Below are 16278 nucleotides of genomic sequence, written 5' to 3' on the forward strand. Positions count from 1 at the left end.
TCGAGACCACTCACCATTCATCTCCTCAAATCCGTGTGAGCACAGCCACCTGCCTGGCCAGGGCCGTTAGATTCCAGACTTCGCCTTCCCGCACCAGAAACCCCTGTTGCGCCAGCCCCAGCAGCGCCGCCGCGAACTCCTGCCGGGACAGGCCCGCCACCGTCGCCGTGCCGTTCACGGGCACGCTGTCCCCAAACGGGTCAATCGGGTCGAGCAGGTCGAACATTCCTACAAACACCCGCAGTTCCCGATCCGACATTCCCTCTATGATCCGCATGGTCTGGAACTTGTCCGGCGCGGGCGGCGGGAAGCTCAGCACGCACCCGGCCAGCGCCCGGGCAATGAAGCGCAGCTTGTCTTCCGATTCAGCCATTTCGGCGGCGCGGACGGCCTGGACGACGTTAGCCTGGAAGGCATCGGAACGAAGGTAGGTGTGATCTACCGCCCCTGCAAAAGCAACCAGCAGAGCGTGGAATTCGGTCTGAACGTGCGTGGCGAGACGCGCCGCCTGCCGCTGGTTAGCGTAAGCGAACCACTCCGAGAGGGAAGAAGCGGGGAGACCAAGCGGCTCCAGCGACTGGAGAGCGGGGAAGAGGGGGAGGAGAGCGTTCATAAATGCTTCAACTCGCGCGTTAAACCCCCTAATGCTGCGGCGATTCCGTTTTTGGGGAACGGAATGTATACAACCCCTTGAATATTTGTTGGTATGTTTACTTCATTCTCGTGGAGCAGACACACCCTATCCGCGCCGTACTTACCCTGAAAATAGCCGATTTCATGAATGACATTCTCTCTAGCTCTAACTTGCTCGTCTAAAGTAAAGTCGTCGCCCGTCATAACAATTACCGCATATCCGCAGTTATCCGATTCATCGATTAGCTTTTGGAAGATGGTTCTACCCCTATTGGCCTCTTGAGCTAGTTCAAGAGTGGGAATTTCCAAAGTGCGTTCGACAAATTCTTGAATCTCTCGCCAAGCAGCATCCCGTCCATGCGATAGAAAAACTCTTCTAGGCCTCGGTGACAACCTTGAGCCCCGAGAATTTTTGCTGCTCCATACCGATAAGAGGATACCAATTTCGTCCGAAATCGCGTGTAGATCATCTGAATGGTAGTATTCTTCACTAGAACCTGAGCCAGACTGGTAGATCTCTGGAGGTCTAGAGGAAGTCAACAACCCTTCTGGCGGAGAAATTTCAGAGATGAATTCATTCTTTATACGAAAATATGACTCTACTAGCTGCTTTATTCGCTTTGCCGGCGTTCCGTAAGAAGGAGCTATACCCGTGTCAATAGCATTTTTTATAGCAGCAGCAGAATCGACGATCGAACTCACGCCCGGCCCCTTACCTCGTCCAGCGTGTCCCTCACCAGCAACTCCCCGTCCCGGTACACGGTTCGCATGAGGCTGCCGGGAAAGTCTGTATCGAAGGTCTTGTACGCCTTCGTGACCATGCGGCCGTTTTCCTGCACCAGATCGAGGACGCCGTCCTTGCTGCGTTTGCCCGGATCGGTCACGGGGTCTTTGTAGATGCCCCGGTACTCGCCGTCGATTAGGCCCGCGCTGGCCTTGTAAGCGAAACGCTGGGTGTCCCGGTCGACTTTCTGCAACAGCGCTCCGCCCATGCCGAAGGCGACGTTCTCGGCGCTGTAGCCGTCCACGTCGAGGTTCCCCAGGATCTGCCGGATGGTCTGTTCGTCGATGCCGTCGCCCTGGATCACGCGGACGTGGTTCAGGACTTTGTAGCCCTTGCTGTTGGTGGTGGTGCCGTAGCGGGCAGCGAGGGCGTTCACGGCGAGGCGCACCATGGCGGGCGGTTCGCCGCTGTCGGGCCTCACGACCAGCGTGCCGCCCGCGTCGATCACCTGTTGTTTGAGTGTGTCGCCCCACAGGTTGTTGATGGCGTTCTTGAGGTCGTAGCTGTCGCTGACGACGGCGTAGACGCTGCCGGGTTTGCTGAAGCGGGCGATCATGTTGCGGTACGCGTCGACTTCGTGTTCCTTGCCCCAGCTGGTGATAGTGCTGTGTTCGGCGGCGGGAATGCTGAACGCGGCGATATCGGCGTCGTAGTGGTTGCGGCCCACGCGCAGGGCTTCGAGCGTGTCGCTGCCCTGGAAGTTGATGAGGTGCGCCAGGCCGCCGATGCCTGCGCTCTCGCGGCTGGAGACGCCCCGGCTGCCGAAGTCGTGGAGTTTGAAGGGCAGTTCCTCGGCGGCGCGGTCGCTGCTGTGTTCCAGGGCGGCGCGGATGATCTCGCGGATGGCGTAGGACTGCGTGGCGACAGTGGTGGGGTACCACACGCGCATCAGCATGGTTTCGAACCAGCCGGGCAGCCACGGCAGTTCGGGGTCGGTGTTCGTGACGCTCATCAGGATGTTGTGGATGGGCACGACCGTGCCTTCCGGAACGGCGCGGATTTCCAGGGGAAGCTTGCCGCCGTGGACGGTGACGATTCGCATCCAGCCTTCAAAGGGGAAGGGTTCGCCGTGCGCCTCGATCAGGGTGCGGGCTTCCTCGACCATCTCGGCGGTGATGCGCCGGGTGAGGTATTTGTCCAGGAGGTACTGGAGGCCGAAGAAGCGCGTGGCGGGGTACTTGCCGCCCCGGCTTTCCAGGTAGCTGAACAGGCGGGTGGTGCCCGCTGGGTACTGGAGGAAGTGGCTGCTCTTGTAGCTGTCGGTGTCGAGGATCAGGTTGTCGTCGGACAGGTGGGTGCGGTTCAGTGTGGTGGTCATGGTGTGCCTCCCAGGATGGGGTCTGCTGCTGACTCATAATCCGATTTACTATTATGACAAATATGAGAACTAGTTTCGGAAAGGGTGCTGCATGGCAGACTCGTGCCACGCTGACGGGGGTATCCGTCGGGGGAGCGCTGCGAAGTCCTTCACGCCACCCGACCGGGCGTTCATTTACGATTTCTTCATGCGTGTGCCCCGCCTGACCGTTGCCCTGGCTCTCTGCACCCTGCTGCTCAGTTGCGGAGGGACGAGTGCAGAGACGGGCGCCCAGACGGGCTCCACGCCACCCAGCACCACACCTCCTGGCACCCCTCCCACCGCGAACCTGCCCAGCGCCGCGTGGAGCGATCCCGCCACCTGGGGCGGCACCCTGCCAGCCGCCGGCGCGAACGTGACCCTGCCCGCCGGGAAACGCGTGATCCTCGACGTGTCGCCACCTGCCCTGGCGGGCCTTACGGTTCCCGCCGGCAGCGCCCTGGAATTCGCGGAGAAGGATCTGACCCTGCAATCCGAGTGGCTCATGGTTCACGGCGAACTGCGGATCGGCAGCGAGGCCGCACCCTTCACGCACGACGCGGACATCATCCTGACGAACACCACGCCCGACGAGAACGTCATGAATATGGGCGACCGCGTACTGGGGATCATGGACGGCACGCTGGAACTGCACGGCCAGACCCGGCTCCCGTGGACGCGCCTGAATGCCACGGCAAATGCGGGCAGCAGCACCCTGACGCTGGAACGCGCGCCCGACTGGACACCGGGCAGCACCCTCACCCTGGCCAGCACGGATTTCGACCCAGGACAGACCGAGCAGGTGGTCGTGCAGCGCGTCTCGGGCACCCAGGTCACGCTGGCCACGCCGCTCCGGTTCACGCACTGGGCGCAGACCACCACCCTGGGCGGCCACACGCTGGTGGAACGCGCCGAGGTCGGTCTGCTCACCCGCAACATCCGCGTGGCGGCCAGCGAGGACGCCATGCAGTCGCAGCTCGGCGCGCACGTCATGATCATGGGCGCGGCCACCGCCCACATCGAGGGCACCGAGTTCACGCGCGTCGGGCAGGTGAACACCCTGCGGCGCTACCCGGTGCATTTCCACCGCCTGGGCAGCGCCGCGGGGTCGTACTTCCGCGACAACTCCATTCACCAGTCCTTCAACCGCTGCCTCGTCGTGCACGGCACCAGCGACCTGCGCGTGCAGGACAACGTCACGTACGACAACGTCGGCCATTGCATCTTCCTGGAGGACGGCGACGAGACCGGCACCCAGATCACCGGGAACCTCGTGACCCTGGTGCGCCGCCCCGACAAGGAGAAGGGCCAGACACCGTTGCTGGACAGCGACAACGACCCGGCCGGGTACTGGGTCAGCCACCCGGCGAACACTGTGAAAAACAACGTTGCGGCGGGCGTGGAGGGCAGCGGCTTCTGGCTGGCCTTCCCCGAACACCCGACCGGCCTGGGCGCGGCGGGCGGCGCGGCCATCTGGAACCGCCGCACGCCGCTCGGGGCCTTCGACGGCAACGTGGCGCACAGCGGCGACCGGGGCCTGAACGTGGACAACGGCCCTCAGGCCGACGGCACCCACACCGAGACCACGTATTACATGCCGCGGGTGAACCCCGCCGACGAGAAGTCCGCGCCCGCCCCGGCCGCCTTCACGAACTTCACCGCGTACAAGCAGCGGGATCAGGGCGCGTGGCTGCGCGGCGAGCACCTCACCCTGAATGGCGCGGCCCTCGCCGACAATGCCGTGGGCGCCACCTTCGCCGCCGACCAGACCGCCCTGACCGGCTCTCTGCTGGTTGGCGAGACCGCCAATGTCGGCACCCCCCAGCCCTGGGAGAAGACCGGGGCGAGGGGCCGCAGCCTGCCCCGCCCGTGGGACGCGACCTTCCCCATTCGCGGCTACCAGTTCTACGACGGTCACGTCAGCATCCGCGACACCGCGCTGGCCGCCTTCCACCCGGACAGCGTGCGGCAGGCGAGCGGTCTGGGTTACCTGACGCAGAACGCCTTCTCCATCGACCCGGCGAACGCGGCGCAGGGTGTGACGTGGCTCGACGACAGCCTGCCGGTCTACCTGCCCCCCGCCGAGCCCGACAAGGACGGCGACAAGGCCGCGACCTTCCTGGATGCCGATGGCAGCGTGACTGGAACCGCGGGCAAGACCGTGACGGCCAGTGCCCTGCTGCGGGACGCACCCGACTGCGTCGCGCGACCCGCGTGGGGGGCCAGCGTGTGCGGCGGCACCTACGCCCGGCTGTGGCTGAACGACGTGACCGGCAGCAAGCTCGCGCCGCTGCACGCCTCGAACGCCCGGGGCAGCGGCATTGACCTGACCGGGACGCCGGACGACTTCACCTCCTTCTCGACCAGCGTGCGCCTGGGCGAGGCGTACGCCCTGGTCCCGAGCGCGGCCTCTACGCACCTGCGCCTGGGCTTCGACGGCCGCGCCCCCGGCGACACGCTGCGCCTGACCCTGCCCGTGACAGGCACGCCGATCCTCTACCGCGACTGGTGGATTGACGAGCGCAACCGCCTCAAGCAGGTGCCCCTGGCCAGCCTGGATGCCACGACCGGCGACAGTTATGCCTTGAACGGCGGCACCCTGTACCTGAAACTCGTCGTGCGACCGGGGACTGACTTCGCCGTGCTGGACGTCTGCAAGGCCGCCCTGTGCCAGTGATGGGCCGCGCCCTGGCCCGGTCATGACCTGATCATGCCCACCTGCCTACCCTGAACTGACCGGAGGAGACCGGCCAGCACGGGGGGAGGACAGGACATGACGAGCACGCCGAGCGTCATCTGGAACGAGGCGGCACTGGACGCCATCCGCCGGACGCGCCCCTGGGCGCCGGTGGCCGCGCGGGCGCTCTTCCTGCTGCATGCCGCCATGTTCGACGCCTGGGCCGCCTACGACCGCACGGCCACCGGCCTGCACTGGCACCTCCAGGCGCGCCGTCCAGAGCACGAACGCACCGAGGCTCACCAGCGCACGGCCATGGCCTACGCCGCCATCCGCGTGCTGAGCGACGTGTTCCCTACCGAGACCGCTCTGTTCGGTGCCGTGCTGAGTGGCCTGGGGCTCGATGCGGGCGACACCGGCACGAATCCCGCCACGCCCTGCGGTGTCGGGAACCTCGCGGCGGCCGAACTGCTCGCCGCTCGGCACGACGACGGCAGCAACCAGGCGCACGGGTACGCCGACACCAGCGGCTACGTGCCCGTAAACACCGCAGACGTCGTGACGGACGGCGGGCGCTGGCAACCGCTGCGCGTCAGCGACGGCCACGGCACCGCCGTCCAGCACTTCATCACGCCCCACTGGGGCGGCGTGACCCCCTTCGCGCTGGGCCGCCCGGATCAGTTCCAGCCCCCGCCACCCGCCAGATGGGGCACCCCGGACTTCCTGGAGCAGGTGCGCGAGGTGCTCTCGTACTCCGCCACCCTCACGCCTCTTCAGAAGGCCGTAGCAGAGTACTGGGCCGACGGCCCCGGCAACGAACGGCCCCCCGGCCACTGGACGCTGTTCGCGACCTTCATCTCGCAGCGCGACGGCCACGACACGGGCCAGGACGCCCGCATGTTCCTCGCCCTGACCGGCGCGGTCATGGACGCCAGCGTGTCGTGCTGGGACGCCAAGCGCCACTACGATGCCGTGCGGCCCGCCAGCGCCGTGCGCTTCCTGCTGCGCGGCAAGACCGTACACGCCTGGGGCGGCCCCGGCCACGACGACGCGGTTCTGCCCGCCAACACCTGGACACCCTACCAGCCGGTCACGGTCGTCACGCCGCCCTGCGCGGAGTACACCAGCGGGCACAGCACCGTCAGCGCCGCCGCCGCCACCGTCCTGCGCCTGATCACGGGCAGTGACGTCTTCGGCGCGGGCGTCACCCTCCCGGCGGGCAGTTCCCGCGTGGAGCCGGGCGAGCCCACCATCCCGGTTCGGCTCACCTGGGCGACCTTCACCGACGCGGCCGACGAGGCCGGAATGTCGGGCCGCTACGGCGGCGTGCACTTCCGGGACGCGGACCTGGCCGGACGTGCTGCGGGCCGCCAGGTCGGTCACCTCGCCTTCCTGCGTGCCCAGCACCACTTCAATCCCAGGCTGAATCCGAAATCCTGATCCCGGACGGCGACGGGAGAATGGCAGGTCGATAGGTGTCCAACACGACCTGAAGGTCAAGCAGGCTGGGCTGGCTTCCACCGAGATCAGATAGCCCCACGCGGCCAGCCCACCGAAGGCGTCGGGAAGCGCGTCCGGCGAGTTCCAGCGCAGGCCGAGTGTCCATCCCTGAGATGCCTGGGCCGGCGCCTCGGGCCGATGACTCCGCTGCCCGCCCGATCCGTCCGTGAGGGCCAGCAGGGCCGTGTGCGTCGGCGTATTGCTCCACCCTACGCACACTGGCGAGGCTCAGTCCTTTTTCGGCAGGGCGAAGCCCATCTGCTGGTACATCTGGTATTGGGGAGCGCCGCCGAGCATGTTCTGGCCGCCGTCCACGGGAAGGATCACGCCGGTCACGTAGCTGGCGGCGTCCGAGACGAGGAACAGTGCGGCGTTGGCGATGTCCTGCGGAATGCCGAAGCGGCCCAGGGGCACGGTGCCCATGAAGCGCTGGCGGGTCTGTTCGTCGGGGGCGAGGCGGGCCATGCCCTCGGTGCCGTCGATGGGGCCGGGAATGATCGCGTTCACGCGGATGCCGCGCAGGCCCCACTCGACGGCCAGGGTGCGGGTGAGCATGTCCACGCCAGCCTTCGCGGCCACGACGTGCGCCTGCATGGGCACCGGTATGCCGTAGGCGCTGATGCTCAGGACGTTACCGCCGGGGGTTTTCAGGTGGGGGCTGGCCGCCTTGATGGTGTGGTACGTGCCGATCAGGTCGATCTCCACGACCGTCTTGAAACCGTTGGGACTGATGCCGTCCACCGGAGCGGGGAAGTTCCCGGCCGCGCCCGCCAGGACGATGTCGAAGGTTCCGAGCGCCTCGACCGCCTGCGCCACGGCGGCCTGCATGGCGGGGAAGTCGCGCACGTCGGCACTCACGCCCAGCGCCCGGCCCCCGGCCTCCACGATGCCCTGGGCAGCGGCCTGGGCTTTCTCCAGGTTGCGGCCCAGGATGGTCACGGCGCAGCCGTGCGCGGCGAAGCTCTGCGCGATGCCCAGGTTGATGCCGCTGCCGCCCCCGGTGATCAGGGCGTGTTTCCCGGCGAGCAGGTCTGGGCGGAAGGTGCTGTCAGGCGTGCCGGGAAGAAGGGTGCCGGGCTGGGTCATGGGGTCTCCTTGGGGGTGGTGCTGGACTGGGGCGAACTGGGGTTCAGGGGCGGAGGGCGGCGCTCAGGCCCTCGGCGGTCATGTGCTGGGCGTTCCACTGCACGGCGTCTGCGAGGCTCTGGTGGTGTGGCAGGTCAGTGTTCAGGATGCGTTTGGTGCCCTCCAGCGCTTTCTGGGGAAGTCCGGCCAGGTGGCCGGCGAGGGCGTCGGCGCGGGCGAACAGGGCCTCCGGGGTGTCGAGCACCTCGGTCACGAGGCCCCAGCGTTCAGCTGTGGCCGCGTCGATCGGATCGGCGGTGAGGGCCAGGTGGGCGGCGCGCCCGTGGCCGATCAGGCGGGGCAGGCGTTGCAGGCCGCCCAGGTCGGCCGTGATGCCCAGCAGGACTTCCGGTAGCCGGAAGCGGGCGCCTTGGCTGCACACCCGCAGGTCGCACGCGGCGATCAGCTCCAGGCCAGCACCGATGCACCACCCGTGCACCGCCGCGATCACCGGGATGGGCAGCGCGGCGAGGCCCTCGATGGCGGCGTGCATCTCGTCCACCACGGCCTTGAACGCGGCCGGATTTCCCAGCGCCGGGCCGATGCTCGCCGCGCTGGCCTTCACGTCCAGCCCGGCGCTGAACAGCTCCTCGCCGCGCACGATCAGCACACGGGCGCCGTCCAGGGCGGCCAGGGCACGCGGCACCTCCTGCCAGAAGGCGGGCCCCATGCTGCCCATTTTCGACGTGATGGTCAGGGTGGCGACCTCACCCGCGTAGGTGAGCTTCACGCTCTGGAATGTCATGAGGGAATTGTACCCGGTTCAATCCATGCTCCGGCGCTAGGGCCTCCGGCCCCTGCCGATGCGAGGAATCCGGCGGCCAGCCCTACAGAAACATCATTACAATGACCGGGATGTTCCCACCCTCGCCGTCCTCGCCCGAACCGTCGTCCTGGCCAGTTCCAGGGTCGACGTCCGGAACGCGGCAAGAACGTATGGGGACACCGCTCCACGTGCTGCTACTGCGTCCCCTGCTGCTGCCGTGTGTGCTCATGCTGGGCGTCGGGCTGGCGGTGTTGGTGGGCGTGAACCGCGCGGCGCAGGCGAGGGCGCTCGTCACGGACTCGCAGACCCGCCTGATCCTGATCAGTTCCCTGAGCGGCGACATCTCCGCCATGGAGAATGGCGAACGGGGGTACGTGATCACCGGTAAACCGGACTTCCTGGATCCGTATACCGAGGGCCGCCAGAGGTTCGCGGCCCACAGCTACGCCCTGCACGACCTGAGCCCCGCCCCTCAGCAGGGCCGGCTTGTCCGGGTGCAGTCCCTGGTGACCCGCTGGTTCCAGCAAGCGGCTGAGCCCGAGATCCGCGCGCGTCAAACCTCCCTGGGCGGGGCGATTGCCCTTGTGGGCACCGGGGGCGGCAAGGGCATCCTGGACGAGGCCCGCAAAGAGCTCGACGTCATGCAGATGGAGGAGAACACCAACCTGAGCGGCGCGACCGCCTCCAGTCTGGCCACCCTGAACCGGGTGCGGCTGGTCACGGTGGGCGGCCTGCTGCTGGGGGTGCTGCTGATTCTCGTGACCGCGTGGCAGGTGGCCCGCTCCGTGGCCGCCCTGCTGAACCACCTGACGGACAATACGCGGCAGATCGCCGCCGGGCAGTACCACCTGCGGCTGCCGGACAGCGAGGTGCGGGAACTGGCCGGACTGGGCCGCCAGGTGGATCTCATGGCGGCGGCAGTGCAGCAGCGCGAGCAGGCGCTGCGCGTCTCGAACGAGAAACTGGAGCGCAGCAACCGTGAACTCGAACAGTTCGCCTACGTGGCCAGCCACGACTTGCAAGAGCCGCTGCGCACCATCACGAGTTACACGGAACTGCTGGCCCGGCGTTACGCGGGCCGCCTCGACGAGCGGGCTGACCAGTACATCGCGTTCACGACCGCCGCGACAACACGCCTGAAGACCCTCATCCAGGATCTGCTGGCGTACTCCCGCGTGCGGCAGGGCGGGCGGCCCATGACGGAAGTTGACACGCACGGCCTCGTCGCGGGCGTCGTGGATGACCTGGCGGCGCAGCTGGATACCTCGGGCGGGCGTGTGGTGCTCGGCGAGCTGCCCACCGTACAGGGCAACGCCGAACTGCTGCGGCACGTGTTCCTGAACCTGATCGGGAATGCCCTGAAATTCCGCGCCAGCGACCGCCCACCTACCGTTCAGGTCAGCGCGGCACGTGATCAGGACGCGTGGGTGTTCGCCGTGCAGGACAACGGCATCGGCATCGAGGCGCAGTACCACGAGCGGATCTTCGGTGTCTTCCAGCGCCTGCACGGCATGGACGAGTACGACGGCAGCGGCATCGGCCTGGCCGTCACCCGCAGCGCCGTGGAACAGCTCGGGGGCCGCCTGTGGCTCGACAGCCAGCCCGGGCAGGGCAGCACGTTCCGGTTCAGCCTGCCGGATCCGCCCGCCAATGCAGTGTCTCCGGCCTCCGATTTCCCCGCCTTTTCTGTTTCCGGCGCGCCCAGTGGGGTCGCGGCCGCGGCCAAGGAGCCTGCATGAGTGGTATCGATATCCTGCTTGTCGAGGACAACCCCGCGGACGTCATGCTGACCCGTGAGGCCTTCGAGGAAGCGGACTTTCCCCACCAGCTGCACCATGCGCGCGACGGCGTGGACGCCCTGGCGTTCCTGCGGCGTGAGGGGAAATACGCGCAGGCGGTGCGGCCCGACGTGATCCTGATGGATCTGAACATGCCGCGCATGAGCGGCCTGGAGGTGCTGGATGTCCTGAAGGTCGACGCGGCGCTGCGGAGCATTCCGGTGATCGTCCTGACCACCTCGCGTTCCGAGACGGACATCTGGCGCAGTTACGACCTGCATGCCAACGCCTATATCCCCAAACCGGTCAGCATCGCCGAGTTCGTGGACGTGGTGCGCACCCTGGGAAACTTCTGGTTCCAGAAGGCCGCGCTGCCCCCCAGACGCCCCTGACGGGCAACCCCGCCGGAATCGGGAATTGCTCACCGGCTGCGCTGGGCACGCATGCTACGCTGCCCCCGTGAGCCTGAGCACCCTGCCGGAACCCACCCTGTCCGCCCCCGCCGTGCGGGCGAACCGGCCGGTGCTGAGCGCGCAGGGGCTGGGCAAGCAGTACGGGCGACGTACCGTCGTGCGGAACGTGAACTTCACCGTGCAGCCCGGCGAGATCGTCGCGCTGTTCGGGCCGAATGGCGCCGGCAAGACCACGACGTTCTACATGGTGGTGGGGTTCGTCCGGCCCGGCGCGGGGCGTATCACGCTCGGCGACCGGGATCTGACCCACCTGCCCATGCACGAACGCGCCCGGCTGGGCCTGGGCTACCTCCCGCAGGAGGCCAGCGCGTTTCGCAAGCTCACGGCGCGCGACAACCTGCTGGCCATCCTGGAGTACCAGAAGCTGTCGCGCGGCGAGCAGGAGGCCCGGGCTGACGCCCTGCTGGCCGAGTTCGGCCTGAGCCACCTGGCGGGCAGCTATGCCTACCAGCTGTCCGGCGGGGAGCGCCGCCGCCTGGAACTCGCCCGCGCCCTCACCACCGATCCCGACTACCTGCTGCTGGACGAGCCCTTCACGGGCGTGGATCCCAAGAGCATCCGCGACATCCAGCGCCTGATCCGGGATCTGCGGGATCGCCGGGGCATCGGGGTGTTCATCACGGATCACAACGTCCGCGAGACCATCGCCCTGACCGACCGGGTGTACCTGATGTTCGACGGGGACGTGAAGTTCGAGGGCACCCCCGAGAGCTTCGCGCAGGACGAGGACGTCCGCCGCCATTACCTCGGCGACGACTTCGAGCTGTAAGGGGGGACTGAAGCCGTGCTGTGGGTATTCCTGGCCTTCGTGGTGCTGCTGTCCGGCGTGGTCGCCTACGCCGCCGACACCATTGCCCGCAAGGCCGGGCGCAAGCACATCCGCCTGTTCGGCCTGCGGCCCAAGACCACGGCGCTGGTCGTCGCGGTGCTCTCCGGCATGGCGATCTCGGCCGCCAGCCTCACGGCCTTCCTGCTGCTGAACAAGAACGCCGTGGACATCATTGCCGCCGCCGACCAGCTGCGCCCGCAACTGGAATCGCTGCGCCAGGAATACAAGACCGCGCAGAGCGACCTGCAGGCCGCGAACACGGAACGCGACGCCGCCCAGACGGAAGCGCGGCGCCTGGGGCAGTTGCAGGACGCCGCCCAGCGTGACCTGCGCGCCACCCGCACCGACCTGGACGTCGCCCGGCAGGCCGAGCAGCGCCTGAAGACCGAGACGGCCGCGCTCCAGGGCCGCGTGAAGACCCTGGGCACCACCATCACGTCGCTGGAGAGCCTGGCGAAAGACAACCGCGCCAAACTCCAGACCTCCGAGGCCGCCCTGAAAGCCAGCAAGGAACGCGCCCAGGCCCTGGACGCCCAGGTGCTGGACTTCCGCGCCCGCACCGCGCTGGCCCAGCAGGAAGCGCAGAACGCGCAGGATCGCGCCACGCAGGTGCAGGCCAGCGCGGATCAGGCACAGCAGCGCGCCGCGAAGGCCGAGGCCGATGCCAAGGCGGCCCAGGCGCGCGCCGTGCAGGCCCAGACCCGCTCCACGCTGGCGCAGGCGACCGCCCAGCAGGCCGTCGTGACCGCGCAGGCAGCGGCCCGCCAGTCGATTGCGCAGGCGCAGGCCACCGCGCAGCAGGCCGTGGCCCAGGCCCAGGCCAGCGCGAAGGCGGCCCTGATACAGGCGCAGGGGCAGGTCGCGACCGCCCAGGCGCAGGCCGCCGCCCTGGGCAGCCAGGTGGGGCAGCTCCAGGCCTCCCGGCAGGCCGCCCAGCGCGATCTCCAGACCGCCCGCACCGCCCTCGTGGCCGCCCAGGCCGCCCGCACCCAGGCCGACAAGCAGCGGCAGGCCGCGCAGGTCGCCCGTGACCAGATCACCACGCAGCGGGATCAGGCCCAGGGCGACCTGCTCGCCCTCCAGCAGCAGCAGATCCAGCTCAAGAACAGCAACGACGGCCTCGCGCGCGACCTGGCGACCGCCCGCGCCACGCTCGGCAAGTTGCAGGACGAGTACTCCAGCAGCCGCGCGGAACTGAACGCCAGCCGCAACACGGACCTGGCGTATCCGAAGAACGAACTGGTGTACGCCGCCGTGGTGCCCAGCGTCCGCAACTTGGACGGTTTCCTGAAGGACGCCGACAAGGTCGCGCAGAACCGTGGGGCCAAGGGCACGCCCGCCGTGCGGCTGGCTTCCAGCGCGCGCGCGGCCCTGGAAACCAAGTTGCGCGGCCTGAACGCCAGCACCTTCGTGCAGTGCCGCGCCGCGCAGAACACCGCGCTGGGCTTCCCGGTGGATCTCAGCTGTGACGCGAAGGCCAACAGCGTCCTGTTTCACGGGGGCGACATCATCCGCCGGGTCAGCGTGAACCTGAAGGCCGATCCACGCGTCATCCAGGATCAGATCAACGAACTGGTCAAGGACACGGTCGTGGACATCACCACGCGGGGCGTGCCCGGCGAGTACATCATGAACCAGGGTCTGGACGTCACGGAGTTCATCCAGCTGCTCACGCGCCTGAATGCCCGCAACGACACGACCGCCGTGGTCGGTATGGCCGCCCGCGACGACGTGAAACCCAGCACCCGCGTCGACCTGTATCCCATCTTGCCCTGAGGGTGAAGCCTGTCCCGGGTGCCGCGCCCGGTTCCAGAAGCGGATCAGGCCCGCCCGCTACACTCCGGGGCATGCGCCTGCGTTCCCTCGTTTCCCTGACCCTGCTCCTCGTCCCCGCCGCGCAGGCTGCCCCGGTGCGCGTGGAGTTCTGGCACGCCATGGGCGGCGTGAAGGACACCGTCGCCCGCTACGCCCGTGACTTCAACGCCTCGCAGACGACCTACGAGGTCGTGCCCGTCGCGTACGGCAATTACCGTGACCTGCTCCCGAAGGTGCAGGACGCACTGAAAACCGGCTCGGCACCCGCGCTGGCCCAGCTGGAATTCACTCAGTTTCCCGCCCTGGCCGCGCAGGGGGAGCTGACGGATCTGAGCCGCGCCGTGGCGGCCCTGCCCGACAACCTGAGCGGCGACGTCTATCCGGCCGTGTGGAAGGCCGGACAGCTGGGAGGCAAAACCTACGGCCTGCCGTGGAACGTCTCGGTGCCGGTGCTGCTGTACAACGCGGGGGCCCTGAAAAAGGCCGGGGTGAGCTTCCAGGACACCTGGACAGGACTGGAGGCGGCCAGCCGCACCCTGGCCAGCGGGGGCCGCCGTCCGCTGATCGCGGCGGCCGACGCCTGGACTTTCGAGGCGAACGTCCTGTCGCGCGGCGGCGCGCTGGTCGACGGAAGTAAACCCACCCTGAACAGCCCGGACGCCGTGGAGGCCCTGACGCAGCTGGCCCGCATGAGCGCCGCTGGGCTGGCGCAACCCCGCACGCTGGGCGAGGCGACCCGTGGGGCCTTCGATTTCGCGCGCGGGCAGAACCTGTTCGTGCCGGCCAGCGTCGCCAACTGGATCGACGCCCGCAAACTGCCCTTCTTCAACCTAGGTATCGCGCCCTTTCCCTGCGAGAAGACCGGCTGCACGGTGCCGCTGGGGGGCGCGGTGCTGACCATTCCGCGCGGCACGCCCGCCGCCGAGCAGGCCGGCGCCGTGGCCTTCTGGCAGTACCTGATGGATCCCGCCCGGCTGGCCGACTGGGTGCAGACCACCGCCTACGCCCCCCCACGCCGCGCGGTGACCCCCCTGCTGGACGGCTGGTACGCCAAAAACCCGCAACTGCGCGGCGCACACGCCCAGATGACCCGCGCCGTGCCCCGGCCCACCCTGCCTGCCTACGGCAGCTGGACCGGGCTGATCGAACAGGCCATCACGCGGGCCACCACCGGCCAGGCCAGCGCGCGGGCCGCGCTCGACGACGCGCAGCGTGACGCCTTGAAGTGATTGTGAACGCGGGGGAGACCCGATCACGCCCTGATCACGGCCTCCCGCGTACGCTGGGGGAGCACGGGCAGGGAACCTCTGTAGAGCACTTCCAGCGCGTGCGGCTCCCGGGGGGGAGCGGATGCAGAACACCAGCGGAAGCGGTCGGGGGGCCGCTTCCGCTGGTTACGCTGGCGGCCCACCCGCGCCCGGTACAATGACCGCCGATGCCCGCCCTGTACTTGCTGTTCGTCCTGTTGGCCAGCGGCGCCCTCGTGTTCGTGCTCCTGCGCCCCGGTGTGGCCCGGGCGGGCACCGTCTGGGTGCTGGCCGCCCTGCTGCCGGTGCTGGCCGCCCTGAGCGCCGCCCTCGGAGCCCAGGGCCGCGCCGCCCGCGTTTTGGAGGCCACCCCACTGCGGGCCACGCAGGTGACGGTCACCACTGCCGGGCAGCCCCGCACGCTGAGCCTCTCCGCGCTGGACGCCGCCTGCCTGGAACGGGCCGTGCGGCTCAGCGCCCGCGTGATCGTGGACACCAGAGCAGACCGCGTGCCCATCCAGCCCGGAATGCGCGTGACCGGTGCCCTGCCCCCGGCCGCCGCCGTGGAGGCGCTCACCATTCGCGGCGAGCTGAACTGCCCGCACGTCCACGCCCAGCGGACGCGCTGAGCACGGCCCGCAAGCCGTGGCGCCGCCTATTCGCCCAGGAAGCGGCGCAGTTCGTCGAGGTGGTGGCTGGTGCCGATCACGACCAGCCGGTCATGCGGCTTCACGATGTCCCCTGCGCCCGGCGTCACCTCGATCTTGCCCGCGTGGCTGATCGCGATGACCTGCACGCCGAAGCGCCCGGTGAGGTTCAGGTCGCGCAACGTGCCCTTCATGCGCTCGTTCGCCTCGAGTTCCACGATGGCGTAATCGCCGCCCAGATCGAGCGTGTCCACGATGTTCGGCGTGGCGATCTGCCGCGCGAGCCGCACGCCCATGTCGTGCTCCGGGCGGATGACCAGATCCGCGCCGATGCGCTCCAGCACGCGCCGGGCCATCTCGTCGATGGCCTTGCTCACCACGTAGGTGGCGCCCAGGCTCTTGGCGTTCATGGTCGCCAGGATGTTCGCCTGCACGTCCGTGCCGATGGCGACCACGACCACATCGAAGTCCGCGATGCCCATGGCCCGCAGGGCGCGCTCGTCGCCGGCGTCCACGATCGCGGCGTGCGTCACGAGGTTCATGACCCGCTCGACGTTCTCCTCGTTGTGGTCGATGGCCACGACCTCGTGCCCCATCTCGTAGAGGGTGGTGGCCACGGCCGTTCCGAAGCGGCCCAGGCCGATCACGAGGCATTGTTTGGTCTTCAT

General features: G+C 68.3%; 14 protein-coding genes. 8 read left to right on the forward strand and 6 right to left on the reverse strand.

Translation table 11 applies throughout. The features are described from left to right. Nucleotides 1–25 precede the first annotated feature (25 nt). Genes E7T09_RS19670 through E7T09_RS19680 form a run of 3 tightly spaced genes read right to left on the reverse strand, consistent with a single transcriptional unit; the run spans nucleotide 26 to nucleotide 2735 of the window. Nucleotides 26–613: a hypothetical protein gene (locus E7T09_RS19670; protein WP_136390912.1), complete on the reverse strand. Its 588-nt coding sequence runs from the start codon at nucleotides 611–613 to the stop codon at nucleotides 26–28. Next, nucleotides 610–1335, reverse strand: coding sequence for a TIR domain-containing protein (locus E7T09_RS19675; protein ID WP_136390913.1), 726 nt, complete (start codon nucleotides 1333–1335; stop codon nucleotides 610–612). The genes E7T09_RS19670 and E7T09_RS19675 overlap by 4 nt, the downstream gene beginning before the upstream one ends. Beyond that, nucleotides 1332–2735, reverse strand: a complete 1404-nt coding sequence (locus E7T09_RS19680) for a nicotinate phosphoribosyltransferase (protein ID WP_136390914.1) — start codon at nucleotides 2733–2735, stop codon at nucleotides 1332–1334. The genes E7T09_RS19675 and E7T09_RS19680 overlap by 4 nt, the downstream gene beginning before the upstream one ends. A 187-nt stretch (nucleotides 2736–2922) precedes the next feature. On the opposite strand from E7T09_RS19680, the gene E7T09_RS19685 reads away from it, so the two are divergent. Both E7T09_RS19685 and E7T09_RS19690 read left to right on the forward strand, forming a co-directional pair. Continuing rightward, complete coding sequence (locus E7T09_RS19685; RefSeq protein ID WP_136390915.1) at nucleotides 2923–5430, forward strand: G8 domain-containing protein; 2508 nt, start codon at nucleotides 2923–2925, stop codon at nucleotides 5428–5430. A 96-nt stretch (nucleotides 5431–5526) separates the two neighbouring features. Then, nucleotides 5527–6870 (forward strand): vanadium-dependent haloperoxidase, encoded by a 1344-nt coding sequence (locus E7T09_RS19690; protein WP_136390916.1) that lies wholly within the window; start codon nucleotides 5527–5529, stop codon nucleotides 6868–6870. A gap of 288 nt (nucleotides 6871–7158) precedes the next feature. Here the strand turns inward: E7T09_RS19690 and E7T09_RS19695 are convergent, their stop codons facing one another. Next, complete coding sequence (locus tag E7T09_RS19695; protein WP_136390917.1) at nucleotides 7159–8016, reverse strand: SDR family oxidoreductase; 858 nt, start codon at nucleotides 8014–8016, stop codon at nucleotides 7159–7161. Between the two features lie 43 nt (nucleotides 8017–8059). Further along, on the reverse strand, nucleotides 8060–8800 hold the full coding sequence (locus E7T09_RS19700; protein WP_136390918.1) for an enoyl-CoA hydratase-related protein: 741 nt from the start codon (nucleotides 8798–8800) through the stop codon (nucleotides 8060–8062). Between the two features lie 191 nt (nucleotides 8801–8991). On the opposite strand from E7T09_RS19700, the gene E7T09_RS19705 reads away from it, so the two are divergent. The 6 genes from E7T09_RS19705 to E7T09_RS19730 all read left to right on the forward strand — a co-directional run bounded on the left by E7T09_RS19705 (nucleotide 8992) and on the right by E7T09_RS19730 (nucleotide 15592). Continuing rightward, complete coding sequence (locus E7T09_RS19705) at nucleotides 8992–10560, forward strand: ATP-binding protein (RefSeq protein WP_240741908.1); 1569 nt, start codon at nucleotides 8992–8994, stop codon at nucleotides 10558–10560. After that, nucleotides 10557–10991 (forward strand): response regulator, encoded by a 435-nt coding sequence (locus E7T09_RS19710; protein ID WP_136390920.1) that lies wholly within the window; start codon nucleotides 10557–10559, stop codon nucleotides 10989–10991. Before E7T09_RS19705 ends, E7T09_RS19710 begins: the two co-directional genes overlap by 4 nt. A 73-nt stretch (nucleotides 10992–11064) precedes the next feature. Further along, nucleotides 11065–11841, forward strand: coding sequence for an LPS export ABC transporter ATP-binding protein (gene lptB / locus E7T09_RS19715; protein ID WP_136390970.1), 777 nt, complete (start codon nucleotides 11065–11067; stop codon nucleotides 11839–11841). Nucleotides 11842–11856: 15 nt separating this feature from the next. Next, on the forward strand, nucleotides 11857–13677 hold the full coding sequence (locus tag E7T09_RS19720; RefSeq protein ID WP_136390921.1) for a DUF3084 domain-containing protein: 1821 nt from the start codon (nucleotides 11857–11859) through the stop codon (nucleotides 13675–13677). Nucleotides 13678–13748: 71 nt separating this feature from the next. Then, nucleotides 13749–14945, forward strand: coding sequence for an ABC transporter substrate-binding protein (locus tag E7T09_RS19725; protein WP_136390922.1), 1197 nt, complete (start codon nucleotides 13749–13751; stop codon nucleotides 14943–14945). A gap of 206 nt (nucleotides 14946–15151) precedes the next feature. Continuing rightward, nucleotides 15152–15592, forward strand: coding sequence for a hypothetical protein (locus E7T09_RS19730; protein WP_136390923.1), 441 nt, complete (start codon nucleotides 15152–15154; stop codon nucleotides 15590–15592). 26 nt (nucleotides 15593–15618) lie between these two features. Here the strand turns inward: E7T09_RS19730 and E7T09_RS19735 are convergent, their stop codons facing one another. Beyond that, nucleotides 15619–16278 carry a TrkA family potassium uptake protein gene (locus E7T09_RS19735; RefSeq protein ID WP_136390924.1) on the reverse strand — a complete coding sequence of 220 codons (660 nt, stop codon included), beginning with the start codon at nucleotides 16276–16278 and terminating at the stop codon, nucleotides 15619–15621.

The organism is Deinococcus sp. KSM4-11 (assembly GCF_004801415.1).
Taxonomy (GTDB): Bacteria; Deinococcota; Deinococci; order Deinococcales; family Deinococcaceae; genus Deinococcus.

Coding starts and splice junctions, on each gene's coding strand:
- E7T09_RS19735 (WP_136390924.1), bottom strand. CDS start 16,278: ATGAAGACCAAACAATGCCTCGTGATCGGCCTGGGCCGCTTCGGAACG.
- E7T09_RS19670 (WP_136390912.1), bottom strand. CDS start 613: ATGAACGCTCTCCTCCCCCTCTTCCCCGCTCTCCAGTCGCTGGAGCCG.
- E7T09_RS19685 (WP_136390915.1), top strand. CDS start 2,923: ATGCGTGTGCCCCGCCTGACCGTTGCCCTGGCTCTCTGCACCCTGCTG.
- E7T09_RS19700 (WP_136390918.1), bottom strand. CDS start 8,800: ATGACATTCCAGAGCGTGAAGCTCACCTACGCGGGTGAGGTCGCCACC.
- E7T09_RS19710 (WP_136390920.1), top strand. CDS start 10,557: ATGAGTGGTATCGATATCCTGCTTGTCGAGGACAACCCCGCGGACGTC.
- E7T09_RS19680 (WP_136390914.1), bottom strand. CDS start 2,735: ATGACCACCACACTGAACCGCACCCACCTGTCCGACGACAACCTGATC.
- E7T09_RS19705 (WP_240741908.1), top strand. CDS start 8,992: ATGGGGACACCGCTCCACGTGCTGCTACTGCGTCCCCTGCTGCTGCCG.
- E7T09_RS19690 (WP_136390916.1), top strand. CDS start 5,527: ATGACGAGCACGCCGAGCGTCATCTGGAACGAGGCGGCACTGGACGCC.
- E7T09_RS19730 (WP_136390923.1), top strand. CDS start 15,152: ATGCCCGCCCTGTACTTGCTGTTCGTCCTGTTGGCCAGCGGCGCCCTC.
- E7T09_RS19725 (WP_136390922.1), top strand. CDS start 13,749: ATGCGCCTGCGTTCCCTCGTTTCCCTGACCCTGCTCCTCGTCCCCGCC.
- E7T09_RS19695 (WP_136390917.1), bottom strand. CDS start 8,016: ATGACCCAGCCCGGCACCCTTCTTCCCGGCACGCCTGACAGCACCTTC.